The organism is Cysteiniphilum sp. (genome assembly GCF_057495195.1).
The window spans coordinates 1-13067 of the sequence record NZ_JBXTEF010000052.1; the positions used below are offsets into that span (position 1 = coordinate 1).

The following is a 13067-nucleotide window of genomic DNA, read 5'->3' on the forward strand; positions in this document are numbered from 1 at the left end:
TCTTGAAAAGAGGGGAATATAAAATCAACACTACCTAATTTCCCTCTTTGCAAGAGGGGTGGCAGCCGTAGGCTGACAGGGTGTTTTAAAAAGCATCGCTTTTTCTCAAATACGTAACTCTAATTACTATTTTTTAATCTGCATAGTAATTACAAACACATCACGATGCCCTGCTCCTGGTAATAAAGGAACAATTGGTGAGGCATAATGCGCATATTTGCGATCATTAAAGAGAAACATCTCACCCTCTTGTAGCACTTGATTAACGTGAATATGTTGATGATTGTTAATATCAACCAATAGCGAATTGCCACCCGTGACATTTTGCATATCAACACAAACCACGGTGACATAATCAAAGCCATCTTGATGCACACCCTCGGGAGCTGGTTTTCCCGTTACCTCATCATTGGTATATATGCGAATCTGATGAATACCAAAATGATAGTCATGCATTGGGAGCTTAGGATAAATGTATGGCATGATAACTTCTCTGGCAACTTTCTCAGCAATACCCGTCTCTATTAATGGGAAGTTACGGTCAATTCCACCTTGATATTTATTGAGTTTTTTTGATTGATGAAACACTTCACTATGCGGACTCACACTAATCTCACCCTGCAAAATATCACCCACAGCAAACGCACGATGGCGATAATTATCCCCCGATTTCATATTTGGGTCGCGCTTGAGCGTATTAAAAGACTGAGCAAATATCAGTTTTAAGTCACCAATAAGTGCAATCTGATATAACATTTCTTCGGCTTTTCTATTTGATCCTTTTGGCATATCTAATTCCACTTGATACATCTAAACCCTCCTTAACATAATTATATATTATACCGCCCATAAACTATTTTACGAACGGTATACAAATAAAGCAAAACTCCGTGCTTTACCAAACGTCGTTACTTACTACACCTTTTTTTGATACTAAGTGCAAGCATTTCAGTATTTAATTTACAGAGCACTATCTTTTTAATTTAATTTTCTCTACCATTGGCGCGTTTTAGCAATCATTTAACAGGAGTTTTCTTATGTTTTTCGCGCAATCTTATGGACTGGCGATTTTATTTTGTATTATCACAATGCTCTGCTGGGGATCTTGGGCAAATCTTCAAAAAGCAACAGGCAAACAATGGGCATTTCAATATTTCTATTGGGATTATGCCATTGGCGTGCTTTTGATTAGCTTTATTCTTGCCATCACTTTGGGTAACACCGGTAGCATTGGACGTGGATTTTTTACAGATCTAGCGCAAGCAAATACCAGTATGATTCTGCTTGCGCTTATCGGTGGTATTGTTTTTAATCTTGCCAATATCTTACTTGTTGCTGCAATTGATATTGCGGGCATGGCTGTGGCTTTCCCTGTTGCTATTGGCCTTGCCTTAGTGCTTGGCGTGATTCTTAATTATATTGCTAATCCGTTGGGTAATGCCTTAATTTTAGCCATTGGTGTCATTTGTGTCGCTATTGCCATTATCCTAGATGCCAAGGCATATAAGACACTCAAAGCACACTTAACACAATCAGCATTTAAAAAAGGGCTTATTATTGCACTGATCTCTGGCGCATTGATGGGTACATTTTATTATTTCGTTGCCGCATCGATGATTACCAACTTTCATACACCCGAAACTGGCAAGCTAACGCCCTATAGTGCTGCATTTATCTTTGCGATTGGTTTGTTTTTATCAAACTTCATTATCAACACATGGATGATGAAAAAGCCATTTATTGGCGAACCAATCAAAGGTTCTGGTTACTTTAAAGGAAGCTTTAGAGCACATATTTTTGGTATTCTAGGTGGTGCTATTTGGGGCTTAGGCACTGGCTTAAACTTTATTGCTGCGGGCACTGCAGGTCCTGCTATATCTTATGGTCTTGGTCAAGGGGCAACAATGATTGCTGCCCTTTGGGGTGTATTTATTTGGCGCGAGTTTAAACAGGCACCTCAATCAGCTAATAAGCTTTTATTGTGGATGTTTATCTTCTACTTTATTGGTTTGTTATTGATTATCTTTGCTAAAGCGTAACGAGCTAAAGTCAAAGCGATGAACGACCCAAAAAATAAAGATCTTTCTCACCTTTTAAGCATTGATATTAGCCATTTCCCAACGGCTAAATTACATGAGCATGATGAAGCACAATTAAGCTATATACAAAAAGGTGTGCTAAAGGTGATCGTCGCCCATAAAGTCTATATCGTGCCTGCAGGTTTTGCGATTTATATTCCACCAAAGATCACACATGGCATTGAGTGCGGACAGGATTTTGATGGCATCATGCTGTACTTTGATCAAAGCCTGCCACTATTACCCACTGCGGTTACCATTAGTAAGCCAGATGAGTTAATCAAGCAATTGATACTTAAAATCCATCAGCAAGATCAACAGGTGCCAGCTGTTTTTACCCAGGCACTATTGCAAGCAATGCATGATGATAAATCTGAGCCCAACTATGCTTTAAGCTTTCCAACACATCCTTTGCTGCGTGACTTAATCACTTATATCGATAAGCAGCTATCACAGCCAGTATCCATCGAGGTCGTTGCTCAAAAAGCACATCTGAGTGCTCGCCATTTATCACGTATTTTCAAGAAAGAAACGGGACTGTCATTTTCCTATTGGCTACAGCAGTACAAAATGCTCTATGCTTTGGTGCTGTTACCACAACATCAAAGTACATCCGTTGTTGCCAGAGCATTAGGTTATGATAGTGATAGTGCTTTTATTAGCACCTTTAAGAAATTCACACATGGCAAGCCACCCTCGTTTTTCTATTAAATTACTATTTATCAGACTGAAGTTATTTATAAACCAATCAATTGAAGGTATGATCAATATCATTGCCATTAACTGCTGTGATTAGACGCTAAAATGACTTTGTTTCGTGTCAGTCGGAATACGCCCCTGATTAAAAACTTTGAAAAATGGATTACTGAGGCAAAAAAGTTCAAAGAGATAGGTCAAATTTCAATTAAATATAGCCAACCAATCAAACGGATGTTTCATTTAACACTGCCTAATGAGCAACTGCTAAATTTTACATTTATTCGCACGCATAATGATTTAAAGCGCAATATCGTCACATTAGAGCCGATGTTAGCGCTAAAGTTTTACCGTCAAAATCTGCATATTGACGATCATATGCTCGATCGCAACCTCATCAATCCATTCTATGATCGTATTGAATTAATGAACCCCGCTTATCAGAAGGCATTTATTGCATTAACATCACCAAACAAGCCCTCGACACCTGTTGTTATTGAGCATGATCTGGATTTCTATAAAGATGCTTTTTGCTTTCAAATTGCCAATCCTAGCAATAAAGACTTTATCACCGGTGCATGGTTTGCAACGTTTCTGCAAATGGTTATCGCATTTTATAATTTTTATTCGCCACAACTCGAGCCCAATTTTCCAAGTTATGATACCCGAAGTACAATAACAGAGCATGGACAGGATGATCTTTTCCAAGACTTCATCACAATGCACGATCTAACACCCACACAGGGACAATACCTGAAATATTTAGTGTTTTCTTGGGAAAGTAAGCGCATTGCGACGCATTTATGTCGCTCTGAACGCACAGTTGAAAAAGTAATTGATGCCATCAAACTCAAGCTCAATTTACACTCCAAACAGGAGCTATGCACATTACTACAATGTTATTACATCAACTTAATTTCAGAACGTATAACTAACCGTCATTGAGCGTAGTTTAGTATACAGTTATCGCCTGATAAGCCATTTTGATCAGCGCTACAACTTTTGTTTAAATAGCCTGCCGCCTGATAGTAGGCATCATGAATCTGGTCATAACATACCAGTTTGGGATAAGTTGGGTCACTAGCAATACATGCTTTGACACCTTCTTTTGCTGTAGTGCTACAAGATAGCGCCTTTTTGCTGACAGCAAGTCCACCAAGATAGGCACCCCATCCTATATATGGCTTACTATTATGATCAAGAATATAAGCGCCAATATGCAACGAGTAAGGACAGTTATATTTAAGCGATACATCCACAGGTTTTTCAGCCTTAAGAATATTATTTAAATAATCTGCTAAAGCTTGTGCATGTTGAGAAGCATAAGCCTTTGTTGGATGCCCGCTACCTGAGCCATCACTTGGCAAGCGCGCATCAACAAAGCAACTTACTGTATTGCCGTTAAAGTGTAGATTTTGTGGTGTAGCACACGCCTGTCCTGCGATATTTTCCTCTGCTTGCCAATACCGCTGATACATTGGCATATAATCAGGACGAAAACCCCATAAATCCAAAACGATTTTAGCCTTTGGATTTAATACTTGCACTTTATCAACAAACTTCTGCAACGCTTGCTGATATGTGCTTTGATTGGCAATAAAGGTATCATTGGTGCCAAGGTTAATCACAACAATATTCGCGTTTTCACTCATTATTGGCTGATTGTGTTGATCCGTGTTATAGCTACTACTGTCATAGTATGTGAACATGGTCGAACTACCCCAATATGAACCGGGTGTTAACGATATTCCTGATAGCGCAATAAAGCTTGGATTAATATGCCAACCTTGTGCATTTAATCGCTCAATACTTTGAAAGGCATAAGAGATCGCAATATTAGCATAGCCGATATTACCACTTGCACCCCCATCATTATTACTATCTTGTAATCCTGCAGTGATCGAGTCACCATAAAATATAATTTTCTTTAAATCACTATATTTTTCAACTAATTCAGTATTATTTAGCGTTATCGATTGCACATAAAACGGAGAGTAGAAAAATGGCGCCTGCTTTGTATCTGACTCATTTAATTGAACCAACTTGATATTATGCGCGTTGGATAAATCTAGTGTTGGATCGAGACTTAAATCAATATCAATATCCGTCGTTAATGTCTTACCAAGCTTAATAGCACTGCTAGGTATTTCTACTATTGATGTGCGCGCAACTTTCGCTAGCTTATTATCAATATAGACATTAAACCATGTTTCATTAGGATTACTCGGGGTAACTTTAGCAAGCTTAATCACTATCTTGGCGTCATGCTTAAGTACTTTAATATTAAAAGATACCGTGCTTCCCGACCAGTTCATCGCGACTCTATCATCAATAAGCTCATGATTACTGCGCCCTAAATACATGATATTAGGATTATTACCTAAAATCGTCTGACTACTTGCAAAGCCCATGCCACTTAAGCTCGCAAGCCCCCATATCATTGCATATTTTATCTTACTACTTCCTTGCATACTAAAGCCTCTTATTGGATTATTTTCACACAACCCAATATCCATAAATCCACAGCTTGTGCATAGGGTAATGGCTACCCTATTTGCTATTTTTTTCTATTTTTCCTTTTTTGCCTTTCTTCCATGCAATTGTTGGCTGAGCGCTAGTCGAAGCCATCTCTTATCAGCACCCCCCCTTCGACTTCGCTCAGGGAACGAGAAATAGTACTGATAGGTGACTATAGTTTCATCTCAGCAATTTTTACTTTCCATTCTTTAGGACCTGTTTGATGAACTGAAGTCCCTTGACTGTCAACGGCAACGGTCACTGGCATATCTTCCACTTCAAACTCATAGATGGCTTCCATGCCCAGATCTTCAAATCCAACCACTTTGGCCTTACGAATCGATTTAGAGATCAGATAAGCTGCGCCACCAACGGCCATCAAGTAAACTGCCTTATGCTTTTTGATTGAATCAATCGTTGACTGACCACGCTCGGCTTTACCCACCATGCCGGCAATACCGACTTCACTTAGCATAAAATCGGTAAACTTATCCATGCGTGTTGCCGTTGTCGGACCCGCGGGACCAACTATCTCATCACCCACAGGGTCAACTGGACCCACATAATAGATAAATTTACCCTTTAGCTCCACTGGTAATGACTCACCATTTTTAACCATATCCATAATGCGCTTATGTGCGGCATCACGTCCCGTTAATAACTTACCATTTAATAGTAAGGTCTCACCTGGGTTTAGATTTTCAATATCAGCTTGTGTTAGCGTATTTAAATCCACGCGGCGCACTTGTGACTTATCAGTTTCGGTAATTTCAGGCCAATCTTCTAATTTTGGTACAGGCAACTTAGCAACACCTGAACCATCTAGAGTGAAATGAACATGACGCGTTGCGGCACAATTTGGAATGAGCGCTACAGGTTTACATGCTGCATGTGTTGGATATTCATGAATTTTGACATCAAGTACCGTTGTCAAACCACCCAAGCCTTGTGCGCCAATGCCTAGATCATTGATTTTGTGATAAAGCTCAACACGCAACTTCTCAAGTTCCGTTTGCGCACCACGCTCAAGAATCTCATGCATATCAATCTCTTCACCTAATGATTCTTTAGCTAGTAGCATCGCTTTTTCCGCTGTACCACCAATACCAATACCAATAATACCTGGCGGACACCAACCTGCCCCCATTGTTGGCAACATCTCAAGCACCCAATCAACGATACTATCACTTGGATTTAAGACTTTAAACTTTGATTTAAATTCAGAACCACCGCCTTTAGCTGCTAATTCAACCTCGATATTAGATCCTGCCACCATATCAATATGTACAATCGCAGGCGTATTGTCTTTGGTATTTTTACGCGCACCATGCGGTGGATTGACCATGGATGCACGAAGCGGATTATCGGCATTTAAATACGCACGACGCACACCTTCATTAACAAGTTCAGTAATCGTGCGATCAGTGCGATCAAGCTTTGCCTCCATTCCGACTTTAACAAAGGCGCAAACCATACCGGTATCCTGACAAATTGGGCGATGACCATAAGCCGCCATGCGTGAGTTTATCAAAATCTGTCCAATTGCATCTTTTGCGGGTTTTGACGCTTCATGCTCGTAAGCGCGATACATCGCTTGCACAAAATCTTTAGGGTGATAATAAGAAATAAATTGCAATCCATCGGCAACACTTTGAATAAAATCTTCTACTTTAATAACTGACATCTAAAATGACTCTATTGATTAAACTTCGGCGCATTTTAACAAGGATTCATACCGCTCGTAAAGGCACCGTCAACGTAATCTGATGCCTCCTCAATTTGTCACACACTTTAACACTTATAAAACATTAGCTGAGTTGTGTCCATCTTTTTACAACATCGTTATAAACCTGTTGCAAATTGACTTGTGCATAATTCTGATCATGGGAAATATCAAGCGCATAACCAAAGCAATGTTTGCAATAATTTGTATTTCCATACTTTTCGTCTCCATTCATGCTTTTGGTGTAATAAATATAAGATTTATTCTCACCAAAATAATTTTTCATCTGCGAAAATGCTTTTTGAACATATCCTGTTTCTGATAATGCGTTTTCATCTCCACCAGCTGTTTCATATCCATCTGTCAGTACTACAAAAAAGTTACTTGTATCTGGGGATAATGTATGGCTGTTAATTGATTGAAGTGCCAGCATTATAGCAGAACTAATATCACTTAAACCTGGAGAAAAAGAGGGCTCATCATCTTGATTATTTTCATACTCTTGTAAATTAAACCACTCATAGGTAAAAGGGGAATCTGAACTAGTTTCAGTAAATAGTTCAGGGTTAAAAAATGACTTGCTATTTATAATTGATTGAATATACGCCAGTGAATACACATTTAAGCCATAAAGCTTATTATTTGCTGACATTTTTTCATTAAATTTGACGACTCTAATGTCAATATAATTGCTATCACTTGGCGAAGATAATCCTGTTTCTACTAGTGAGGTCAAGATATGATTAACCATTTCTTTCGAATCAGCAAAATAAATCTCCGTTGTTGACTCTGATGAATCAAGTAGAAAATAAATATTAAGATGAGGGTGAGGCATTTGATAAGGTTTTAAAAATAAATAATTATTACTTAAAGGTGTTCCATCGTCTGCTTCTGCAACGATATAAAGAGGATCTCCTTTCTTTAAATACTGTTCATTTACTTTAAAAGAAAAATTACACATACTTTTCACACTAACACTACATTGCTCTCCACTTAATATTGTTATGGCATCAGTGTTACTGGCTTTTATGGATACTGTGTGAGTATTTCTTTTCGTTATCAAGTTTAGTGACATATAGATAGGCAAAGTACGTATGGGTACTGGAATTGGCTTTTGTGAACTTGATATTGCCTCTTGCGAATTTTTATATGACCACTGCACTTCATTTAATGATAATGTCGTAATCGGATCTGCCGCATATAAAATATTAACGCTTAAAATTGTAATTAATAAAAATATAATTTTCATATTTCCCCCATTTTAGATATATGATTATTTGTGATTTTTTTAAAGTATTCCCTCTTTCTATATTTGACTATTTCTACCAAAATAAAAACAATAGCTTTCAAAGTTCTCTTGTCTTTTGAAGTGATCAAATATGACTGGTCTATAACTAAATAAACTATAAAATGCTCGATGATACAACTTAATTACCGAGGAAGGGTAACTGGCAAGAAATCTTTGTAAAACATCCTTCGCGCTATTATTGCTAATCGGAAATTCAAGATGATCAAGATCAGCCACTCCAGTCGGCATATATGCTTTATTATATCGCATTTGGTTTGAATAAATCGTCATTGACAAAGGTCTATAGCCTCCAGCAACAGAATAAAAGTCAACGTCACTAGAAAAGTTAAAACTTGTATCAGGAAGATCAGTTTGCGCATAAATATATTTTGAACTCATACAATCACTATATGCCCTAGATCCAAAATTGACACCCGCAGCATACCAAACAGATAGTGGCGGATTTTCATCCTGATTTAAAAAATCAGTCAGCTTACCACTTACTATTTTGATCATTCTTTTCCCTCCTGCACTCAAGACAGCTGATACATTATTTGAAACCTCTGGCAAAGCCCACACTGCAACATCTATAGCAACGTATTTTGTCTCAGTTTGACTACTAATCTGTAAATTTAGCTTTACGTCCCTCTTACTTCCCAATGCTAATTTCACTGCATCTGCTTTAATTGATATATATTCTCCAGGTAAAACTTCTATCTCTTGGTTTGCTCTGATCGTATCAACACCTCTTACTATTTTAAGAGCTGTTGCTCCAGTTTGGGTAAATGATAATTTATATGGTCCTCGTCCACCTGAAAATTGTAATGCAATCTTTCCAAAATGAGTCAAATCAACACTGCTATCATCGCCAATGTTGGCATCAGGAATATCTATGGACTTTGGCATACTACCAATTATTAAAGGTAAGACGAAGTGGGCAGTATCATTCACTTTGTTTCTAATAGTGATCCCATTGTACTTAACATTGCTGACCAAACTGTCACCACTTTTCGCACTCGTTAAATTGAGTTGATAAATACCACCCCCCAATGAAGCAATTACACCATGATTCAGATTAGTCCCTGAAATTGGCGCTACTGTATAGCTAAATTTACTGGTATCAAGCCCTGTCACGGGATTATCATATTGATCATGAACGATCAATGTTACTGGTACAGGGTGACCATTATCAGCAGGTTGACTAACTGAGCTTACCTCATAAGTTGAATGAGATGAACTTGCTGCTCCTGCTACAAAAGTTACATTTTGTGCTGTGCCTACAGGATTGTTACTATAAGTTGCCGTAACTGAAACCGTTTGAGCTTTGTGACTTGTAAAATCATACTTAATTAAATTCCCAATAATATATTTACCCTTCAATTCAAAAATATCTATATTAGGTGAGACATTAAATACTATTTTTGCTAAATCACTTACTGTTGGTGTAATTACATTACCATACTGATCTTGTAATTGTATTGTTGCTACCACGGCATCACCAACTGGCAGCATATGCTGATCAACTGTAAACGTTGAGCGAGTATAATCAGAAAAATCCCCACGGGTATTAAAATGGACTATTATTGGACTATTATTTACTACTTGAGATTGATACATAGCTTTAATGGTTACAGGCTCTGCTGTGGTGTCTGTTAGTGCTATTTCTACGCAATGTGTTAATGAATTATAATGTTTAGCTGTAACCACCGTTGCATGACCACTTACACTTACTAGCAAAAATGCAAAATCATTTAGTTGTGGTGCCTTTGTGATGATATTACCATTTCGATCTTTTAATTGAATACTTGCGATAATTGGCTTACCAACATCTTGCTGCAACTGATTTACGGATAGTTCTGAATTGATCGCATTAATACTGCCTGCAGCAAAATGAGCAATATTATTCTTTTTATATGGAATTTCAACACCATCGAGTTTCATGTGACTTACTTGGCTATCACCTGCCTTAGTACTTGCTAGTGTAAACTTATACTCTCCAGGCTTACCTATTATATTTTCAAGCTTACTTTTCAAAAGAGACACCCCTAAAATATCAGCAACTTGATAACTTAAAGCACCAGAATCCAAATTAGCAATAGGTTGGTCATGTTTATCATGCAAGGTAATATAAACGGGCACTGTAGCAACACCATCTGCAGCTTTTACATTGTTATCTACTGTAAAACTAGAATATGTTAAATCAACTTGACTTCTAAATGTATAGTTATCATTTGCTAACACAGGAATACTGATATTGCCAATATTAAAACTAAGCCTACCCTGTGCATTTACTTTACTATATAAATAAGCAGTATAAACACCATCCCCATCAGAATCCGTCAATAAAGACCCAAATGATGCATTCTTTTCAGATGAGGTATAAGAAATTATTTTAGGGTCAACAACCACTGGATGACCATTGGCGTCATATAAACCTACTTTTACTAATAGCTTATCTTTCCCATCTGCAAGTGCAACCCTGTTTTCCACATTAAAGTAAGAATTCACTTTATTTACCAAGGGAACAAAGTGAGCAACATCATTGCGCTTTGTTGCCATATCATCATGATTTACACCAATTTTAACAGCTATCTTGTAATTATTTGCCAATAACGTACTTATTGGTAATTCATAATGCCCATCTTTAAACTTTAGCTCTCCTAAGTTTAAAGAAACCCCTTTATCATTTGCGATGCTCACAAGCTTACGATCATAATTTGAAATGACTTGGTTCTTACTATCACGTATATAGAGTTTTAACAATGCGCTATCTTTGTTATCTGCTGCATGCAATAATGAGTCTACTTCAAAGTATGATTGTTTTGCACTTGCAGTCAAAAAAGTTATTTCTTTTTGATCTATGGCAACCTTACCAAAAGCATCCGTTGCTGTTAGTTCTACTGTATAGGTTCTTGCGATTGGTGTTGTATAACTCGCTAATATTTCATCCGCATGTTTTAATTGACCTTCATTATTATTTGCCAATACCTGTTTATTTAATTTATTTAATGTTGTTTTAGGAGTAACATTCCAATGCACCTTAAATGGAGCAACTCCTCCATTTAAATGGGCAGTAAAAAACTCTTCTCCATTAATTGGTTGTACGCCGCTATCAGCCAGCTCAATCTTTGCTGAAAATGAAACTGGCACGACATGCACAACAACTTGATCACTTATTTGTCCAATTGAATTAAATGCATGTAGTGAAATGGTATAGTCATTTTGCCCCATTATATTATATGGCGGCGCAATAAAATGAATATTCCTAGGTGGCGTTTTACTTTCTTTAGTATCACCTGTGACTCCTAACTCATCAAATGTTAAAGGTGTACTACCCCAGTAATAAGTCATATTACTACCATCACGCGCTATAGTCTTGGCGTTTATTGTGACATTGCTACCTTCCTTAACAGTAATTTCTTTAGGTGATAAAGTAATTAATGGTAGTTTATAATGCTCAAGAATAATTTGATTTTCTCTTTTAACTAAGTCATATAAATGTTCTGAAAATGCCTTTTGTGTTTCAGGTTTCCAATTAAATCTAAGCTGCTTATCAAGCGATTCACTAAAATTGATATCAAACCCTATCTTATATTCTAAATTAGATTGTCCGTTGTTGACACCTTGTGCTCTATCAATCTCAACATCAAGCAAGTCATTTGGATGATAACTTAAATCATAATTATAAGTTGTTGGATTATCTGCTACCTCATTAACTTCATTAGGATCAATTGCATTAATGCTGTGCCCGTACCATTTCACATAGGAAGCGCCAAGCTTAATTTGTGGGTACCAAGGAATTTGACCACTTATACCTACATCAAAGCCATTTGCTGTCCTTTCCATAATTGTATTATCAAAAGGCGTATGATGCCAATCTGAGATACGCTGATATTGGTTTGAATATAAACTAAGATAAGGCGATTTAATTTCCTCGCCTATACTAAAACGACTATTATTGCCTGAAAAATCATAGTCAAAAAAACCATTAACGCCAATAATGATATTCGCATTGGAAAACAAATGCCGATAGCCAACACCTACATTTGTGGTAGGGCGATGACTTGATGAATCATTTGTATAGCTTCCATTAAATTGAGCAAATATCATATCTAAAGTTGAGCGATATATTTGCCCTAGTGTATTGGCTTTTAATGAATACTGACTTAAGTCATAACTATATTGTGGCTGAATTTTCAATCTTTTTAAGAATGGGAAGCCTGTTTGGTTAATTTTTTGATTTGCTTTAGTGAGTAATGCTTGGCTTTTTTGCAAAGGGTAATTTTTAATTTTTTCAATATACTTATCTTTTACCGCATCTTTCGTACTAGAGTATCCATTTTCTTGTATATTGCTAGAGATTTCTTTAAGCTCATTGGCAAATTGGGTTTGAGAGACTAAAGTATAATTTGAAATTTCTTTGCTATTTAAACTCCAGCCAACAGTAAAGAAAAAAATAAAAAAAACATGTAAAAGGCAAAATAACTTCCTCATTTTAAAAAAACCTATTTTATTTATATTGGTCGCAACTCAATTTTCAGCATAGAAATCAGCCATTCTCATTACGCAAAATCTGACAAATTGAACTTTAAAAGCAGGTAAATATTCACCTGCTTTTATGTTATTACTGGAGTTACATACTTTAAAAAAACTATGATGTTATAAACACCCCGTCAGCCTGCGGCTGCCACCCCTCTTGCAAAGCATAGGTTTATAGGGATCTTTTCTATTCATTTAATTCTTCTCCTTGTAAAGTCTGAAAGCT

8 protein-coding genes are annotated in these 13067 nt (G+C 37.0%); 3 read left to right on the top strand and 5 right to left on the bottom strand.

Annotation, left to right across the window (positions count from 1 at the left end; all coding sequences use genetic code 11):
* Positions 1 to 126 precede the first annotated feature (126 nt).
* Positions 127 to 810: a 2OG-Fe dioxygenase family protein gene (locus ACY10D_RS04720; protein ID WP_486999623.1), complete on the bottom strand. Its 684-nt coding sequence runs from the start codon at positions 808 to 810 to the stop codon at positions 127 to 129.
* 227 nt (positions 811 to 1037) lie between these two features.
* Here ACY10D_RS04720 and ACY10D_RS04725 point away from each other — a divergent pair, with 227 nt between their 5' ends.
* From ACY10D_RS04725 to ACY10D_RS04735, 3 genes are all read left to right on the top strand, one after another.
* Positions 1038 to 2039: a GRP family sugar transporter gene (locus ACY10D_RS04725; protein ID WP_486999624.1), complete on the top strand. Its 1002-nt coding sequence runs from the start codon at positions 1038 to 1040 to the stop codon at positions 2037 to 2039.
* 18 nt (positions 2040 to 2057) lie between these two features.
* On the top strand, positions 2058 to 2789 hold the full coding sequence (locus ACY10D_RS04730) for a helix-turn-helix transcriptional regulator (RefSeq protein ID WP_486999625.1): 732 nt from the start codon (positions 2058 to 2060) through the stop codon (positions 2787 to 2789).
* 93 nt (positions 2790 to 2882) lie between these two features.
* Positions 2883 to 3719, top strand: a complete 837-nt coding sequence (locus ACY10D_RS04735) for a helix-turn-helix transcriptional regulator (RefSeq protein ID WP_486999626.1) — start codon at positions 2883 to 2885, stop codon at positions 3717 to 3719.
* Here the strand turns inward: ACY10D_RS04735 and ACY10D_RS04740 are convergent.
* The 4 genes from ACY10D_RS04740 to ACY10D_RS04755 form a co-directional block, all read right to left on the bottom strand.
* A complete protein-coding gene (locus ACY10D_RS04740) occupies positions 3713 to 5290 on the bottom strand; it encodes an SGNH/GDSL hydrolase family protein (RefSeq protein ID WP_486999627.1) in 1578 nt (525 codons plus the stop codon). The genes ACY10D_RS04735 and ACY10D_RS04740 overlap by 7 nt on opposite strands.
* Before the next feature lie 173 nt (positions 5291 to 5463).
* A complete protein-coding gene (locus tag ACY10D_RS04745) occupies positions 5464 to 6975 on the bottom strand; it encodes a fumarate hydratase (protein WP_486999628.1) in 1512 nt (503 codons plus the stop codon).
* A 124-nt stretch (positions 6976 to 7099) separates the two neighbouring features.
* Complete coding sequence (locus tag ACY10D_RS04750) at positions 7100 to 8263, bottom strand: hypothetical protein (RefSeq protein ID WP_486999629.1); 1164 nt, start codon at positions 8261 to 8263, stop codon at positions 7100 to 7102.
* A gap of 57 nt (positions 8264 to 8320) precedes the next feature.
* A complete protein-coding gene (locus ACY10D_RS04755; protein ID WP_486999630.1) occupies positions 8321 to 12796 on the bottom strand; it encodes an inverse autotransporter beta domain-containing protein in 4476 nt (1491 codons plus the stop codon).
* Positions 12797 to 13067: the final 271 nt, after the last annotated feature.

Excerpts from the sequence above, each read along its gene's own strand:
- ACY10D_RS04720 (WP_486999623.1), bottom strand. The coding sequence starts at position 810 with ATGTATCAAGTGGAATTAGATATGCCAAAAGGATCAAATAGAAAAGCC.
- ACY10D_RS04725 (WP_486999624.1), top strand. The coding sequence starts at position 1,038 with ATGTTTTTCGCGCAATCTTATGGACTGGCGATTTTATTTTGTATTATC.
- ACY10D_RS04730 (WP_486999625.1), top strand. The coding sequence starts at position 2,058 with ATGAACGACCCAAAAAATAAAGATCTTTCTCACCTTTTAAGCATTGAT.
- ACY10D_RS04735 (WP_486999626.1), top strand. The coding sequence starts at position 2,883 with ATGACTTTGTTTCGTGTCAGTCGGAATACGCCCCTGATTAAAAACTTT.
- ACY10D_RS04740 (WP_486999627.1), bottom strand. The coding sequence starts at position 5,290 with ATGGATATTGGGTTGTGTGAAAATAATCCAATAAGAGGCTTTAGTATG.
- ACY10D_RS04745 (WP_486999628.1), bottom strand. The coding sequence starts at position 6,975 with ATGTCAGTTATTAAAGTAGAAGATTTTATTCAAAGTGTTGCCGATGGA.
- ACY10D_RS04750 (WP_486999629.1), bottom strand. The coding sequence starts at position 8,263 with ATGAAAATTATATTTTTATTAATTACAATTTTAAGCGTTAATATTTTA.
- ACY10D_RS04755 (WP_486999630.1), bottom strand. The coding sequence starts at position 12,796 with ATGAGGAAGTTATTTTGCCTTTTACATGTTTTTTTTATTTTTTTCTTT.